General features: G+C 61.6%; 15 protein-coding genes. 8 read left to right on the forward strand and 7 right to left on the reverse strand.

From position 1 onward, the window contains the following. The first annotated feature begins 8 nt into the window (after positions 1-8). The 5 genes from sucD (at position 9) to J2S45_RS03290 (ending at position 4732) form a co-directional block, all read left to right on the forward strand. Entirely contained in the window at positions 9-926 is a 918-nt protein-coding gene (gene sucD / locus J2S45_RS03270; protein ID WP_307634530.1) for a succinate--CoA ligase subunit alpha, read from the forward strand. An 85-nt stretch (positions 927-1011) separates the two neighbouring features. Next, a complete protein-coding gene (locus J2S45_RS03275; protein ID WP_270974786.1) occupies positions 1012-1359 on the forward strand; it encodes a GNAT family N-acetyltransferase in 348 nt (115 codons plus the stop codon). Positions 1360-1419: 60 nt separating this feature from the next. Next, positions 1420-2787 carry a cell division protein PerM gene (locus tag J2S45_RS03280; RefSeq protein WP_307634531.1) on the forward strand — a complete coding sequence of 456 codons (1368 nt, stop codon included), beginning with the start codon at positions 1420-1422 and terminating at the stop codon, positions 2785-2787. A 41-nt stretch (positions 2788-2828) separates the two neighbouring features. Then, positions 2829-4382, forward strand: coding sequence for a bifunctional phosphoribosylaminoimidazolecarboxamide formyltransferase/IMP cyclohydrolase (purH, locus tag J2S45_RS03285; RefSeq protein ID WP_307634532.1), 1554 nt, complete (start codon positions 2829-2831; stop codon positions 4380-4382). Between the two features lie 71 nt (positions 4383-4453). Beyond that, complete coding sequence (locus J2S45_RS03290) at positions 4454-4732, forward strand: hypothetical protein (RefSeq protein WP_270974782.1); 279 nt, start codon at positions 4454-4456, stop codon at positions 4730-4732. Between the two features lie 62 nt (positions 4733-4794). On the opposite strand, the gene J2S45_RS03295 is transcribed toward J2S45_RS03290, so the two are convergent. Beyond that, complete coding sequence (locus tag J2S45_RS03295; protein WP_270974781.1) at positions 4795-7065, reverse strand: 6-phosphofructokinase; 2271 nt, start codon at positions 7063-7065, stop codon at positions 4795-4797. A gap of 99 nt (positions 7066-7164) precedes the next feature. Here J2S45_RS03295 and pgi point away from each other — a divergent pair, with 99 nt between their 5' ends. Further along, positions 7165-8817, forward strand: a complete 1653-nt coding sequence (pgi, locus tag J2S45_RS03300) for a glucose-6-phosphate isomerase (RefSeq protein WP_307634533.1) — start codon at positions 7165-7167, stop codon at positions 8815-8817. Positions 8818-8971: 154 nt separating this feature from the next. Here pgi and J2S45_RS03305 read toward each other — a convergent pair whose 3' ends face one another. From J2S45_RS03305 to J2S45_RS03325, 5 genes are all read right to left on the reverse strand, one after another. Continuing rightward, positions 8972-9685 (reverse strand): hypothetical protein, encoded by a 714-nt coding sequence (locus J2S45_RS03305; protein ID WP_307634534.1) that lies wholly within the window; start codon positions 9683-9685, stop codon positions 8972-8974. A gap of 25 nt (positions 9686-9710) precedes the next feature. After that, positions 9711-10211: a hypothetical protein gene (locus J2S45_RS03310; protein WP_307634535.1), complete on the reverse strand. Its 501-nt coding sequence runs from the start codon at positions 10209-10211 to the stop codon at positions 9711-9713. Between the two features lie 187 nt (positions 10212-10398). Next, positions 10399-11130, reverse strand: a complete 732-nt coding sequence (locus J2S45_RS03315) for a hypothetical protein (protein ID WP_296931785.1) — start codon at positions 11128-11130, stop codon at positions 10399-10401. A gap of 1257 nt (positions 11131-12387) precedes the next feature. Then, entirely contained in the window at positions 12388-13056 is a 669-nt protein-coding gene (locus J2S45_RS03320; protein ID WP_307634536.1) for a response regulator transcription factor, read from the reverse strand. Further along, positions 13049-14173 (reverse strand): sensor histidine kinase, encoded by a 1125-nt coding sequence (locus J2S45_RS03325; RefSeq protein WP_307634537.1) that lies wholly within the window; start codon positions 14171-14173, stop codon positions 13049-13051. The genes J2S45_RS03320 and J2S45_RS03325 overlap by 8 nt, the downstream gene beginning before the upstream one ends. Positions 14174-14640: 467 nt before the next feature. Between J2S45_RS03325 and J2S45_RS03330 the strand changes: the two genes are divergently transcribed. Together J2S45_RS03330 and J2S45_RS03335 are read left to right on the forward strand one after the other, a co-directional pair. Further along, complete coding sequence (locus J2S45_RS03330; RefSeq protein WP_307634539.1) at positions 14641-15363, forward strand: hypothetical protein; 723 nt, start codon at positions 14641-14643, stop codon at positions 15361-15363. Between the two features lie 29 nt (positions 15364-15392). Continuing rightward, positions 15393-15626 (forward strand): hypothetical protein, encoded by a 234-nt coding sequence (locus J2S45_RS03335; protein WP_296931793.1) that lies wholly within the window; start codon positions 15393-15395, stop codon positions 15624-15626. A 161-nt stretch (positions 15627-15787) separates the two neighbouring features. On the opposite strand, the gene J2S45_RS03340 is transcribed toward J2S45_RS03335, so the two are convergent. Then, positions 15788-16399 (reverse strand): DUF4352 domain-containing protein, encoded by a 612-nt coding sequence (locus J2S45_RS03340; RefSeq protein WP_307634540.1) that lies wholly within the window; start codon positions 16397-16399, stop codon positions 15788-15790. Positions 16400-16571: the final 172 nt, after the last annotated feature.

Consider the following 16571-nt stretch of genomic DNA (forward strand, 5'->3'; position numbering starts at 1 on the left):
GGAACAACGTGGCTATTTTTCTTGATAAGCACGACAAGATCATCGTTCAGGGAATGACCGGCTCCGAGGGGCAGAAGCACACGCGGCGCATGCTCGGCGCGGGCACACAGATCGTGGCCGGCACGAACCCTCGCAAGGCGGGCACGTCCGTCGACTTCGAGGTCACGCCAATCGGCTACGGCGCCGAGGAGCGGCAGGCCGGCACGGTCTCCATCCCGGTCTACGCCACGGTCGCCGAGGCGAAGGCGGCCACGGGCGCTGAGGTATCGGTCGTCTTTGTCCCGCCGGCCTTTGCCAAGTCCGCCGTCATTGAGGCTGTCGACGCCGGTGTCCGGCTCGTCGTCATCATCACGGAAGGCATCGCGGTGAAGGATACTGCGGAGTTCTTCACCTACGCCCGCGTGCGCGGGGTGCAACTCATCGGACCGAATTGCCCCGGCATCATCACCCCCGGCCAGTCGAACGTGGGCATCACGCCCCCCGACATCACGGGTCCGGGCAGGATCGGGCTCGTGTCGAAGTCCGGCACGCTGACCTACCAGATGATGTACGAGCTGTCCGACATCGGCTTCACCACCTGTATCGGCATCGGCGGCGACCCGGTCATCGGCACCACCCACATTGACGCGCTCAAGGCATTCGAGGAAGACCCGGCCACCGAGCTGATCGTCATGATCGGCGAGATTGGCGGCGACGCCGAGGAGCGAGCCGCGGCCTACATCAAGGAGCACGTGACCAAGCCCGTGGTGGGATACGTTGCGGGCTTCACGGCCCCCGAGGGCAAGACGATGGGGCACGCAGGAGCGATCGTCTCGGGCTCGGCCGGCACCGCGCAGGCGAAGAAGGAGGCCCTCGAGGCCGTCGGCGTCAAGGTTGGCAAGACGCCCACGGAGACGGCGAACCTGGCCCGTGAGCTGCTGAGCTAACGGGCCAGCAGATCAGGGACGAGCAAGGCCGTCGGGGCACCCGCCCCGACGGCCTTGTAGTCTTAGAATGAGTGCGGAGGTTACAATGGAACTGACAAGTAAGAGCGGCAAACCACTACGCGTGGACAACAACGAGAAACTGCAACGTTTCGAGGTTTTTGCGGACGAGCAGCTGGTCGGCCTGGCCGACTATGTCCGCAACGGGGACGCGGTGGTATTCATCCACACCGAGGTATCCCCAGCGATGGGCGGGGAAGGGGTCGGTACCGCGCTCATCAAGGTAGCCCTGGACGAGGTGCGCGACAGGGGGCTGACGGCCGTGCCGATCTGCCCGTTCGTGGTGAACTACATCGACAAGCACGGGGCCGAGTATCGCGCCGGCGGCGGCAAGCTTCGCGGGGCTAACTCTTCCGATTACGCGCTCTTGAGATAGTGGGCAACACGCCCGACCCATGTGGGCGTATGTGCGCGCCGTTCGCGCCACGATGGAAGGGTGAAGACGATTGACCTTTCCCGCGAACTGACCGTCGCCCGTGGCGCGATCGCCCCGATATTCTTCGGTTGGCTGACGATGGCCGTGATCGCCACCGGCTTCTACACCCTTACGGCGTCCGCGCCGACGCTGGGCGAGACGACGTGGCACGACGTCGCTCGCATGGGAACTGGCTGGTGGATGACGGCACTCGGCGGCCAGACGGCCATCCAGGGCGTTACGATTTCGCTCATGCCCACGCTGGTCACGTTCATCATGGCCTACGTGAGCGTTGTGCTCTTTCGACGCCGTGGAGTGGCGCGCTGGGCAGAGGTGGCGTCCGCGGCGCTGACACAGGCGGCGGTGGTGGCCGCGATTGGTGTGCTAGTGCGCCCGGCGGGCGCCTGGTGGCCGGCGATCATTGGCGGGGCGATCATGGGCGGCCTCACGGCGGCGTGGGCGGGAAATAAGACCCTGCTCACCTGGGCTTGGCTCCGGCGCGCCCTTCCCCGCACGGGCATCTTCCTAGGTGTGCTCGCGGCGCTGACAACGGTGGTCGTGGCAGTGGCGTGTGTGAGCGGATGGTCGCGCATCGTCCAGATCCACGGCTACTACCTGACCGGGGCCGTGGGGACTGTCGGCCTCATCCTCCTCCAGCTCGCCCACCTTCCCACGGTCTTCATCTGGGCCCTGGCGTGGATGCTGGGACCTGGCTTCGCGGTTGGCCAGGGCACGAACTACTCGGTGCTCGGCGTCGAGTCGGCGCCGCTACCGGCGATCCCGATTCTCGGGGCCTTGCCTTCCGTGGGCGAGGGCTACCCGTGGCTGCTGGGGGCGCTGGCGGCGGTTTTCTTCGTCCTTGGCGCTGTGGTGACGCGGTGGGAAGGCAAGCCGCTGGGTGCCTCCCTCCTTGACTCGGGGCTGGCGGTCTTCCTTGGTGCGTTCGCGGTCGCGGCGGTGGCCGCCATGGGGACCGGCTCGATCGGCCCCGAGCGGCTGGCGGAGACGGGTCCGGTGCCGGCGGCGATGTTCTCCATGGCCCTGCTCGTCCTCGGCCTGCCCTTCCTCCTTGGCGCCCTCGTCCATCCCCAGACGCTGGCGTTCCTGCGAGCTCGCGGTTCGGCGACGGCCGATTGGGCTGCGGATCGACGTGAGAGCGCGAAGAGGCGGGCGCGGGAGCGCGCGGCCGAACGTGGCGAGTCTGAGGACAACGGGTTCGATGAGCCTCGACCCGCGGAGCAAGACGCCGCGGCGCAAGATTTCGCGGAGCAGGATTCCCCGGAGTTGCCCATCCAGGAGGCGGGCGACCTCAAAGCGGACACCACTCCCGTCGTATCGCCACCTGAGACGGAAACTGTTCTAAGGGTGGACGGCGCCGGGCGGGATTAGCGGGCGTCGATAGGCTGAAGCCATCGACTCAAGGAGGTTCCATGGCCCGCGCCCTGATTTCTGTCTCGGATAAGAGTGGTATTGCGGAGTTTGCTCAGGTATTGCGGCAGGCAGGATACGATCTGGTATCCACCGGCTCGACGGCCAAGACGATCGCGGCGGCAGGGGTGCCCGTCACGCCGGTAGAGAAGGTCACCGGATTCCCCGAGATCTTCGACGGCCGGGTCAAAACCCTCCACCCGATGATTCACGGCGGCATCCTCGCCCGCCGCGGCACAGACGAGCCGACGATGGCCGAGTTGGGGATCGAACCGATCGACGTCGTCGTCGTGAACCTATATCCGTTCGAGCAGACGGTGGCCTCGGGCGCGGGTGCGCAGGAGTGCATCGAGCAGATCGACATCGGCGGTCCCACGCTCATCCGTGCCGCGGCGAAGAATCACCGAGACGTGGCAGTGGTGACCGATCCGGCTCAATACGCGCGCGTGGCTGAGGAGCTGGCATCCGGCGGGCTGTCGGCGCAGTTCAAACGCGAACTGGCGGCCGCCGCTTTCGCACACACCGCCGCATATGATGGCGCCATTGCCGCTTGGTTCGCAACCGCGGAGGTCGGCCAGGACGCCGGCGATGCGAACGGCGCCGGCCTGCCCGGCAAGCTCGACCCGCGTTGGGCGAAGGCTGCCGACCTGCGCTACGGCGAGAACCCGCACCAGGGGGCCGCCCTCTACGCCGACGCGAGCGGCGTCGGACTGGCCCACGCAACCCAGCTGGGCGGCAAGCCCATGAGCTTCAACAACTACCAGGACACCGAGGCTGCCCTCCGTGCGGCCTATGACCACCCGGAGCCGACCGTCGCGATCGTCAAGCACGCCAATCCCTGCGGCGTGGCCATCGCCGGCGACGTCGCGGCCGCCCACGCGCGCGCCCACGCCTGCGACCCGCTGTCGGCCTACGGCGGAGTGGTCGCCGCGAACCGGCCCGTCACGCTGGCGATGGCGGAGCAGCTTAAGCCGATCTTCACCGAGGTCGTGGCGGCACCCGCCTTCGATGAGGACGCCCTGTCGTTGCTGCGCACGAAGAAGAACCTGCGGATTTTGCAAGTGGCTCCTGGCGCGGGCGGGCTCGATATCCGACCGATCAGCGGAGGCGCGGTGGTCCAGGAGCGTGACACGCTCGGCGAACGGGATCAGATTGGCAGCTGGGAGCTCGTGGCGGGCGAGCCCGCCGATCCGCAGACCGCGGCCGACCTCGAGTTCGCCTGGCGTTCGGTGCGCTGCGTGAAGTCGAACGCGATCCTGCTTGCTAAGGAGGGTGCGACGGTTGGTGTCGGCATGGGACAGGTGAATCGGGTCGACTCCTGCAAGCTCGCCGTGGAGCGCGCCAACACCCTGGGCGAGGGGGAGCGGGCGCGCGGCGCTGTTGCCGCGTCGGATGCGTTCTTCCCCTTCGCGGACGGCTTCGGAGTGCTGGCCAAGGCAGGCGTTCGAGCGGTCGTCCAGCCCGGTGGCTCGATCCGCGACCAGGAGGTGATCGCGGCGGCGAAGGAGGCCGGCGTGACGATGTACTTCACGGGCACGCGCCACTTCGCCCACTGAGGTCGGCCCGTTGTCGGCGCGGGCCGGCTGGCCCCTAGAGTACAATCGTGAGGCGAGCCGAAGGGAGAGTCATGGAGAAGTACGCCGGTGGAAAGTTCCCTCCCGTCATTGTCTACGTGCTCCTCGTGGCGTGGGTGGGGGCGATCATCGCCGCGGGTTTCCTGCTCGACGTCCAAACCGCCGCCTACGCCCTGAGCGCCTCGTGTGTGGCCATCGCCGTGGCCCGCGTGGCACTCCCGGATGGTGCCGTGCCGCGGGTGCGTTCCAAAACGCACGACGCCGCCATCCTCTGCTTGGCCGCGGGCGCACTTTTCGCTCTGGCGGCGTGGGGAAACACGCCGCCAGTCTAGTAACGCGACGTGCACATGTGGCCGGCGGCACCACCAGCGCTGCCGGCCACATGTGCACGTGTTTAGGCGTCCTTGTCGTCCACGACGATCGGTAGCTGTGCGAGCTCGAGATCGGCTGTCGGGTCGGAGACGACGTAGAGCACTTCCTTCAGGCAATGCCACCACGGCTCGAAGGGGAGGCGATCGTCCATGTCGATGAGCTCGTCCATGTGCGAGACCGGCTGGGCTTCGATGTGCCCGTCCACCATGCCCACATGGTAAGAACCGCCCCTGCCTTCCAGCTCGCGGGCCAGGGTATCCATCGCGGTGTTGACCAGGCGCACGGCGAGGGTGCGGTCAAAGGGTGAGGGGTTACCGCCCTGCTGGGCATGACCGATGATGAGCGAGCGCACGTCGAACAGGTCCCCGCCCTCTTCCTCGAAGATGTTGGCCAACACGTCGGCGTTGTAGTATTCGGAGGCGTCCTCGTTGCGCACCACCAGGTAGAGCTGGCGGCCGGCCTCGAAGGAGCGGATCATCTTTTGGGTGTCGGCGGCGAGCTGACTGAGGGTGATGCCGTCCTCGTAGAGGTAGACCTGCTCGGCGCCCGTGGTGAGCGCGGACATGAGGGCGAGGTAGCCGCACTTGCGGCCCATCGTTTCAACCACGAAGCAGCGCCGGGAGGCGGAGGCAGACTGGCGGATTCGGTCGATTGTCTCGGTGTTCCAGTTCAGGGCCGTGTCGGTGCCGATCGAGAACTCGGAGCCGGGCAGATTGTTGTCGATCGAGGCGGGCACGAGCACCATCGGGATTTTGAACGCGGGGTAGCGCGAGGATTCCTTGTACATTTCGTAGGCCATCTTGTAGCCCTTGAATCCACCGATGACGATGAGGCCGTCGAGGCGGGCGTTTTCGATCGCGCGGCCCAGTGCGTAGTACTGGTCGATGTCGGGGATCGTGCGGCGGGTCCCTAGCTCGGCGCCGCCGTCCTCGGCCCAGCCTTCGACGTCGTTCCACTTCAGTTCGCGGATCTTGCCGTCCACGAGACCGGGGAAGCCGCCGGAGATGCCAAGCATGGTGTAGCCGCGGTCGATGCCGAACTTGACGGCGGCGCGCGCGGCGGGGTTCATGCCCGGGGCAAGGCCGCCGGCATGGAGGATGCCGATGCGCTTCGAGTTCTTCGGGCGCTCGGGGGCCTCGGGGGAGGACAGGGTGTTGAAGAGGTCGATCATCTCGCGGTAGTGGCTGCCGCGGGAGGTCACGGCGCTGTCCCAGTCTCCGGTGGTCAAGTATTCCTTGACGGCGCGGGTGTTCTTGATGGCCTCCATCATGGGCAGGCGCACCAGCTTGTTACGCCGAGTTCCAATGATGACGGGCTCAGTCTGCGGGGTCGCGTGGTACATGTCCCACGCCGCGGTGTAGCCCAGGAGGGTGGGCATCCACCGGTCATAGGCGGAGGGGGTACCGCCACGCTGGACGTGGCCGAGAGAGGTGATGCGCGGGTCTTCACCCATGCGGTCTTTGATGGCGGCGCGCACGTCCTCCGCCGTGATGGGCTTGCCGGCCTGGTCGGAGGCGCCCTCGGCGACGACGATGAGCGAGTCGCGTCGTCCGTTCTTTCGGCCCAGGCGAAGCTTGTCGACCAGGTCGTCCTCCCAGCCGTCGGCGGGCGGAAGTTCGGGAATGAAGACGTAGTCGCATCCGCCGGCGATGGCGGACATGAGGGCGAGATAGCCGCAGCGTCTGCCCATGACCTCGATGATGAAGGTGCGCTGGTGGGAGGCTGCGGTGGCGGCGATCGCGTCGATCGCCTCGATGATGCGGGTCAGGGCGGAGTCGGTGCCGACGGTCATGTCGGTTCCAACCAGGTCGTTGTCGATCGAGCCGACGACGCCGGCGATGAGCAGCTTCGCGTGGCGCTCGCCCTCATCCTCGGATACCTTGCCCTCGGCGACGAGCTCGGCCAGCAGCTCCGGCCAGAGTTCGCGCAATTCGTCTGCGCCGGTGAGCGTGCCGTCGCCGCCCACGATGACCAGGCGGTCAATGCCGTTCTTGACGAAGTTGTAAACGGCCTTCTTCATGCCGCTGCGCTCGCGGAATTCGTCCGAGCGTGCGGTTCCGATGGCTGTGCCGCCCTTGTTGATGGTGGAGGAAACATCCGACCATCCCATCTTCTTGATGAGTTGCCCGCCCTCCACTGGGCCGCGCCAGCCTTCTAGGAACGCGTAGGGTGTTGCGCCGAGTTGCAGCGCGGTGCGCACGACCGCGCGGACGGTGGCGTTCATACCCTGCGCGTCACCGCCCGAAGTCAGGATTCCAATCTTTACTTCCGGGGCGGTTTCCTTACTTTCCACGACATCTCCTTCACATTTGCGTCATGATCGATTCTCTCATATTTGCTTCGCCTCGCATGGGTAGAATGGGGTCACGTATTGGCTTTCAGGAGGAGAGTTATGACAGCCCCGATTGATGCAACTGCGACGCCCGCATGGGCGCGCCTGACCGAACTTGAGGCGGGACTCAACGTCGATTTCCGCCAGTGGTTCAAGGACGAAAACCGCGCTAAGGACTTGACCTTCCGGGCCGCGGATCTGTACGTGGACCTATCCAAGACCTTCCTCACCGCCGAGGTTAAGGCCGCGCTCTTGGACCTGGCAGACCAGGTGAATCTGGCCGAGCGTCGTGACGCGATGCTCAGTGGGGAGCGAATTAACGTGACCGAGAACCGCGCCGTCCTGCACACCGCGCTGCGGCGCGAGAAAGGCGAGGAGGTGCTCGTGGACGGACACAACGTCGTCGAGGACGTCCATGAGGTTCTCGAGCGTGTTTATGCGTTCGCGGATAAGGTGCGCGAGGGCGAGTGGACGGGGGTGACGGGCAAGAGGATCGAGACGGTGGTCAACGTCGGCATCGGCGGCTCTGACCTGGGCCCGGTCATGGCCTACGAGGCGCTCAAGCCGTACGTCAAGGACGGCTTGGAGTGCCGCTTCATCTCGAACATCGATCCCACTGACGTGGGGGAGACGCTCAAGGGTCTCGACCCGGAGACGACGCTGGTGATCGTCGCATCTAAGACGTTTACAACCCTTGAGACGCTCACGAATGCACGCCAAGTGCGTGCCTGGCTGCTGAGGACGCTCGAGGAGCAGGGTGCGCCGACGGACGGCGCGGTAGCCAAGCACTTCGTGGCGGTCTCCACGGCGCTGGATAGGGTGGAGGCTTTCGGCATTGACCCGGCCAACGCTTTCGGCTTTTGGGATTGGGTGGGCGGACGCTACTCGGTCGATTCGGCCGTGGGGCTCTCGCTCGCGATCGCGCTGGGCAGGGATGGTTTCTCGGACTTCCTGGCCGGATTCCGCGCAATGGATCGCCACTTTGCCCAGGCCCCGGCGGCGGAGAATGTGCCGTTGCTCATGGGGTTGCTCAACGTCTTCTACGTCAACTTCGTGGGCGCGCCCACGCACGCCGTGTTGCCCTACTCGCAGTACCTGCACCGCTTCCCGGCCTACCTTCAGCAGTTGACGATGGAGTCGAACGGCAAGCGTGTGCGCTGGGACGGCACGCCGGTCACGTCGGCCACGGGTGAAGTCTTCTGGGGCGAGCCGGGCACGAACGGCCAGCATGCTTTCTACCAGCTCATCCACCAGGGCACGCAGCTCATTCCTGCGGATTTCATCGCGTTTGCCAACCCGACGTTCGCGTTCAAGGACGGCGATGCCGACCAGCACGAGCTGTTCCTCGGCAACTTCTTCGGGCAGACCAAGGCGCTCGCCTTCGGCAAGACGGCCGACGAGGTCCGCGCGGAGGGCGTGCCTGAGGAGTTGGTGACCGCGAAGGTATTCCCGGGCAACAAGCCCACCGCGTCGATCATGGCCCCGGCCCTGACCCCGTCGGTGCTCGGTCAGCTGATCGCGCTGTACGAGCACATCACGTTCGTCCAGGGCATCGTGTGGGGGATCGACTCCTTCGATCAGTGGGGCGTGGAGCTCGGCAAGGCGATGGCCAAGCAGCTGGCCAGCGCCGTCGAGGGCGACGAGGCGGCGATCGCTGCCGAGGATTCCTCGACCCGCGGCCTCATCGAGTACTACCGGGCAAACCGGAAGTAGAACGGAGCCCATCGAGGTGCCCGTCGGCGAGCCGGCGGGCACCTTCGTATTAGGTAGCAAACCCAGCGACCGTGGTTTTTTCCCGGGCCAGCGTACCCACACCCATGAGTGCAGCCTCGACGAAACACGTACTCGAGGAGGCTACCCTCCGGGGCTACCACCCGGCGAAGCGCCGCCCGTCGTTCCAGAGCACTTCGCGGAGGTCTCGGATGGCCGGCGGAAGGGCGTCTCCGCGCAGCGGCATGCCAAAGCGGGAGGTGAGGATCATCGTGTCGGGCCGAACGATCAGTGATCGGGTGTAAGCCGATGAGCCCGAGTCACCAAACTCCTCGACGAAAACGTTGAACCGCCGAGCGGCCACGCTCTGATCCTCAAGGAGGTCATAGTCAACTTCGATGAACCTCATGAGCGCGTTCCCGGTCGAGGCGTGGATAGTTGGCCAGGGGTGGTGATCGTTGACGACGGCGACCTCCCCAGGTTCGAGCGGCGGCGGGGTGTCGCCGGCGTGCTCATGCAAGGTGGCGGCGATCTTGGCGGTGAGGTTGCCGAGATCGCCGTCGGTTGGCTCCTGGCGCCACGTGTCTGTGGTGACGACGTAGCGGCCCAGTACCTGATTGTCGGCCGCGAAGGGTTCCCGGAACAGGGTGGCGTCGAACCTGACTACGCCGTCATCATCCCAGACGGTGAACGTGGGGCCGATCCAGGAGGAGTAGGTGTCCTCCTGCATGAGCAAATCCTCGGAGAAGAGTGTGTCGAGCCACAGGCTGAGAGGTGCTGTGCCGACGTGGTAGTAGAACTGGCCGGGCGGGACGAGGCGTGGCGCGCAACCGGGGGCGAGCGGCCAAGGGGTGAAGATTATCTCGGGCATCGGGTTGTTCCTCTGAAGCCTGTCCTTACTGGGATGGCCAAACTCTGTGCTTTCCTTGCATTACCTTGATAATTCTCCCGTCGGATGCAAGAGATCCAATCGTATCTCCGCGTGGAGATATCACCTTGTATCGCGAACCGGAATGCGAATCGAAGTCTTTCTGTAGGCCCCATTTGGACTTTGGGTCCACCCAGGTGACTTTGGCCTTTCCTCCTGGAAAGCTGTTGACTTTCTTGGTAAAGAGATTGAGGTTGACATGGGTGTATCGTTTAACTCCCGTCTGGGCAATGCCGAAGACGAGGTAACGCATGCCATTACCGCCGCCTTCGGTGGTTTGCTGATTTGCGAAGGGAACGATCTCTGGTCTCTGATCAAGATCTGGCGTTGAAAGGGTGATAGGCGTAGAAAGCAGTAGGTGGGAATATGGCGGGTGATCAGAGCCTGTGTCCTCGCTCGGGGGTATTGAGCCGGAAAACACAATGGACATGCTCAGCAAAGTGGCCAGAGTGGCAATTGGCAGATTCAACTGTTGCTTCTCCTTTGTGAAAATGCGTGTGATGGTTTTTCTTCTGAGGTCGACCTAACGTCGAAACGTTGAGCGTCTTTGGATGTTCGATCTATATGGCGTTTAGTGTGATTGTATTTGTGCCCTCTTCGTATTTGAAATCATCCTCAAGGCTGATGTGTCTGTTACGGCACGAGGTGGGCAGAGTTTACAGTCTTGTGCGCAATGGGGTCAGGGGGTGCCCGTCGTTCCACAGGTATTCGCGCAGTTGCAAGAAAAGCTCTGGGACGTCGTCGTTGATGAGGGGAGTGGTGAAGGCGCCCTCGTAGAGGCTTTGAGTGTAGACGATGGCGTCTGGACTAATGACGAGGCGTGCGGGGCGAATGATGTCGAGTGTGCGGTCGGCGTTTAAGATGGTGAACTCGCGGGCTTCGACGGGGCCGCCGTATTCGATGGGGAGGTCGTTGGAGTTGACGAAGCGCACGCATCCGGAGGGCGTGCCGAGGTGAATGACGGGCTCGAGCGCTGCGCAGTCGACGATGAGTTCGCCGGGGGAGATGAGCGGCGGCGGGCTCGCGTGGTGGGAGTGCAGGAGGTGAGCAAGGGCCGTGGTGATCGGTAGATAGTGGCCGGCGGCGGGTCCGGCTTTCCATTGGTCGTCGGCGATGAGGTAGCGGGCGAGGATATCGTTGTCGGCGGCGTAAGGCTCGCGGAAGAGGGTGGCGTCAAGCTGGGACTGGCCCTGATCGTTAAACCATACCGAGAATGTGGGTCCTTGCGAGGGAGCGGCGAGCGCGTGCCAGGGTACGATGTCGGAACTGACCTGGTCATCGAACCACATCGAGAACGGGCCGGCGCCGAGGTCGAGGCAGAACGCGCCCGGGGGGAATGGCGCGGCTGGTGTGGATGGCGACACCGGCCACGGGATGAAGGTGTTCATGAGCTCTCACTTCTCCTAGTAAATAGAAGCGCCTTTGGGGAGTGACCACTTTAGTGTGATTGTATTTGTACCCTTTTCGTATTGAAACCATCCTCAGTCTGATGTGTCTGTTATGGCACGAGGTGGGCAGAGTCTACAGGCTTGTGTGCAACGGGGTGAGAGGGCACCCGTCGTTCCACAGGTATTCGCGCAGTTGCAAGAAAAGCTCGGGGACGTCGTCGTTGAGGAGGGGAGTGGTGGAAAACTACGGTACGTACCCGCGCCAAGTGCCCGATTTCTCCTTTATCAAGTAAATGAAGATTTCCTCTTCTGGGGTATCGGAAGTGATGATAGTTAAATAATCCGTGTCCTGGTTTGAGGCATGCACTTGTCCGAGACGAACCGGCTCATTCCCACTTCCGACGTCATGTCGAATAGTCTCGACAGCAACAGGATTCCCTATGATGTCTTCGAGCCGCGCAAAGTCTCTAGCGTTAATTGCGGATGTAACGTTTTCTCCCAAGTCCCGTAACTCTTTCAGCTCGCGAGAAGATTGGGAGGATGAGTGAAGGTACCACACAGCCACCAGCACCGCGAGAACGGTGAGGAGAGCTGTCAACGCTAGCGCCTTCCGTTTAGGTTCTGTACGCATAAAAGGTTGCTCCCTTCCAGTCGAGAAGAACCTGATTCATGCTTCGGCGATACCTGTCATGGGTGTGATAGGTAAAGTAAGGCGTGCCGTTGCTGTAATACGAAACCATCATGGTGTGAGTTTTTCGATTTGAATCCTTGGGTTTGACCTGAAGTGAAGTGTCCTGGTTTTTGTTTCGCTTCTTATGTTGAGGTCAACTCGCTGACCCGGGTTTGATTATACCTATCGATGATCTTGGCTGGTGTGCAGTAGTCTAACGAGGTTACGTCCCTTAGTGTGGTGTATCTGGACCCGGGACTGGCCGCGTGCCAACGTGTGTAGTGGCGGTCATCGCGGGTACCTTTCGAATCAACTTCCAATTCTCCTTGAAAGGATACAATCACGATGACCGCCGATCCCCAGCTTCGGCACCACTTCGGCCACCGTCTGCCACTGAGAACACGCACCCTCATCAGCGAAAGGATCCACAACCATCCGCGCCGCGCGATCCTTAAACTCCTGTGAATACCTCTTGGCCATATCCCAATCCTCTCAAAAGTGAGTAGGAACAAAACTCAGTACGCTTCACTCACCCCTGCTTATCTGACGGGAATGCGTTCGTTTAGAGGTGTGTTGCTTTATTGAAGCTATTCTCGAATTCCGGCTTTGACGGCGGTTATAGCGAGTTCGCCTCGGGTTGCGCAGCCGGTGTGGGTGAGAATGTCGGAAACATAGGATCTCACGGTTGCTTCGGTGAGCCCGGTTTGCCGGGCGATGCTTTTGTTCGCAAAAGCTTTCAGTAGCAGCCGGAACGTGGGACGCAAGTGATCTGGGAGGGTGGTGATAGCGTTGATGAAGTCGGCGTATTGTTCGCGGTTTTCGTGGGTTTGGGCGTAGGAGGCGGTGAGGATCTCGGTAGGGCGCGGTGCCATCACTTGTTGGCCGCTATAGGCTTTACGGATCAGTTGGGCAAGTTCAGGGGCGGGGATGTCTTTGGTGAGGAATCCGCGTACGCCCGCACCGATCGCTTGGCCTAGGGATTCTTCGTGTTCGAACGCGGTGAGCATGATGATCGTGACGCCGGGTTGTTCGCTACTGATTCGGCGGGCAGCTTCAATGCCGCTCATCACCGGCATATCCACATCCAGTAGTGCCACGTCTATCCGGTGTAGGGCGAGCTGGTCGAACACTTGGGCGCCGTTCCCGGCGGTTGCCACCACCCGCAGACCGTCTTGCGCGTTCAATAAGTTGGACAGGCCGTCACGGATAATCTGGTCATCATCGGCGAGGAGGACACGGATCTCGTGCTCAGTCATTGGCCTGCTCCTTTGCTGCATGTTCGTTCGTCTGGCTGCCTGCTCGGTTCCCGGTTTGGTTGTCTGTGTGGTTGTGTGCGGGGAGCGTAATATATATCAACCATTGGCTGCCCAGGTTGCTTGCCTCCATGCTGCCGCCCTCGCTGCGAATCCGGCTGCCGAGGTTTGCTAGCCCGTAGCCGCTACTCATTCCTGGAGCTACCGGGGCGTCTGCGATTTCGTTGCTGAGCGAGATTGTGAGCACGCCAGACTCGGCGTCAGTGTCAATCACCAGGTTTGCTGCCGAATCTGCTGGTGCGTATTTCAGAATATTCGAGCCGCACTCCCGGATAGCCAGAGCGCCCGTGAGGCGCTGCTGGCGAGTCACCGTATTATCGAGGTCTTCTGGGGTGACGGTGTCGAGCGTGATACTCCGGGTTTTCAACATCAGCTTCACCTGTTTCACCACCTGGGATAGCAGCACCTCACTGGCTGCGGTATCAATCGAGAGAATCATCGGGCGGATGCGGCGCGAGGCGTCCGTGGCAGCAGCCACCAAGCACATCAGCTCACTAGAAAGCTCTGGGTGACGGGTGGCCACGTCTTGGGCGAGCACGGCCACGTGAGCCAAATCTTTCGCCGTCGTGTCATGCAACTGGCGAGCCAGCTCCCTGCGGTTTTCTTCTGCACTGCGCCTTATGGTTTCTCTTTCTTGCTCGGCCAGCACCCGCCGCCCGTTTTGCCAGCGCAGCGTCAGGCCGATAGCCAGCACGAGAACAGCAGTTAAAACAGAGCTGAATGCCTGCAAACCGGGCGTGATACTCACCGCCGTGGCGATCCCCCCGTCCAGCACGAGTACGAGCACGGCTGGAACAATCCACGAACGCATCAGCCAGAAAACCATCAAGATGCTCAGAGCAAAGCTGACCATCTCAAACCCATCAATCAGGTTCAGCAGGTTAAAACCGAAATAGGATGCGAGAAAAACGTATTCGCACACCTGAAACCAGCCCGCCGCCACAAACAGGCCAAGAAGAACCAGCGAGAAGATCACGCCCAGTATGGACGCGTTGTGCTGTCCTGCAATCAGCTGAAACGTGTCAAACACCAAGAAGAAAACAGCCGAGAGCGTAAACACTAGCGGCTGCGCTAGTGTGGAACGCGTATAGCTGGGAAATATCAGACTGAGCATCACTAGACACTATACCGGGCTACTTATGCGGCCTATGCTTCTCGCAACCGGGAAGATTTGGCAAGAGCTTGCAGATTGCAGGAGCAATCCACTGAGTTTGACTGCTGGCTGACGGGAATGCCACTGCGCTGACAGCGAGCTGTTCAACGGCGGTCGGTTCGGATACAGCAACTGATCCGATGGGTATCGCTACGGTGATAACCGCCAACCCGGCGGCAATACTCGAAACACTCATTTGTTCTTCCTTTCTGCGGTGATGATTAGGTGCCACGAGCCTATTGGTGCGCTTATAAATCCCGATACCGATGAATGTCGGTATAACTGACCAAAATTTGTCGGTATCCGCGCGGCCTGCCCGCCGAATAGCTTTAAAGAGTCCACTTGGCTACAACTAGACAAAAAGGAGAAACGACATGGCTACCAGGACTCTCATGGCAAAAGCAACGACCTCAGGATTGCTCGCCGTTCCCCTGGCGTTCGGCACCGCAGGCATAGCCTCGGCTCAACCGGCGCAAAACACAGCTGCGATTGAGCCGGAGGCAATCACCGTCTCGGCGTCCTTGAATTCTGCTCTAGAATCGCTAGCAGCATATGCAACGGCATCAGAGGAGAATCTCACCGCGGACGATCTTGCAACCCTTAATGGAGCGCTGCAGGTAATCATGCAAGCGAAAGCGGCTGAAGGCGAAGTCATTTACAGTATCAATGAGGAAGGTAAAAACGTCTATATGACTGAAGTTCTCTTCGGTGATAGCGAAGTTATGCAGTTTTACTACGAAGCTGATCCCGCATCTGCCGAAGCTGCCGAGCTTTCGGATGCAATCTATTACCCATACATGGAGCGTGCGGGAGGTAATGAGTGGTACCCGAAGATTTGGTCGGGAACCGATTCGAAAGGACGCTGGGTTCGGTTCAATCGCGCAGCACAGGGCTTGATGGTGGGTGCAGCGGGAACTGCACTCAAAGCCGCAATTTGCGCTATTCCTGGAGTGAACGCCGTGGGATGCGCGGTGGTATGGGGAGCAACAATCGTTGCGAAGCAAGTTATCAAACGTGTAGGGCGTTGTCCCGAGGCTCGTCCGTGGCTATATGCGTATCCGGCTAATCTGGGCACATCCGGCTGCCGAGTTTCTTGAACAGACTGAGGCGAGAAAGGATAAGACCAATGAAAAACTTGATCGAAAACCACGTGTGGAGTTTCGCGCTGATTCTAACGGTTGTCTTTTCCCCGGTGGTTATTTGGGGAGCGTGGGACACCATTGACAATGCCGAATCCATCGCAATCCGAATTGCTCTGTGTATCGGGATCATAGTGGTTACTTACATTGGTGCTGGTCTGCTGCTCATGTGGAACCGTTGGACGCAGCGCAAATACCGCGAGAAAGGCATCATCAAGTAACGAAGTTGCGCGATACGTGGTGGGAGCTGGCGAGCGAAGCGAGGAGCGAACTGCAAGGGACACGACCCGCGGCCGAACTCTGTCTCGGCCTTCGGGATCGTGCCCCTCGCGTGAGTGATTTCTAGGGCGCGGATCGCGCCATGAATCCGCCGGTTGGTTGCTTAGTTCAGTGCTACCTCGACGTCCTTGCCGAGGAAACCGCCCTCAAGGAGGACCTTCGTGGGCACGCTGTCGGCCGGAATATCGAAGACGAACTTGCCGGATAGGGTGTTGCCGGGGTTGATCTTGTCGAGGACCCATGAGCCCTCAAGGTAGAGAGCGGCGTCGGTTGAATACGAGTGCTGCCTGCCCTGGTCGTCAATGATCTTCATCGAGTCGGTAAAGAACGTCTCGGCCTTGTCGCCGTTGTTGAGGATGGACGCGCTGACGACGACGAACTGCCCCTGGGCCTTGGCGCCGAGGTACTCGTTACCGACAGAAGGGATTCCGGTCTCAACCCCCTCAACCGTTATGGTGAAATCGCCGACTTCAACCGGCGTGCCGATGGTTGCGGCAGGCGTCTCGGGGGCGGCGGACTGCGTTGATTCCGTTGTGGTAGCCTCGGTGGCAGGGGCCGCTTGCGACGCCGCAGCGGAGGGCGCGGCCTCCGGCGCTTCATTTGAGCCGCCGGCCAACTTTGCGATGGCGGCAATAATAATGACGACAATAACGGCTGTCAGAATCTTGTGCTTGGCGAACCAGGAGCCCTTCGTATTCTCGGGTGTGCTAGTCATAGTTTTCCGATCATTTAGTGCGAAAGATGACTCAGTAAGTCAAGCAGTTCCCCCCCCCGCAACCCCAACAGGCGGGTTGTAAGGAATGTTGCAAGCGGAATCGCGTTCCAGCTCGAACGCCGCGGTGAGCGCCTTGAGGAAAAGCGTGTGCGCCGCGATCAGCGCAGAAAGA

The organism is Trueperella abortisuis (assembly GCF_030811095.1).
In the GTDB taxonomy this organism is placed as follows: domain Bacteria; phylum Actinomycetota; class Actinomycetes; order Actinomycetales; family Actinomycetaceae; genus Trueperella; species Trueperella abortisuis.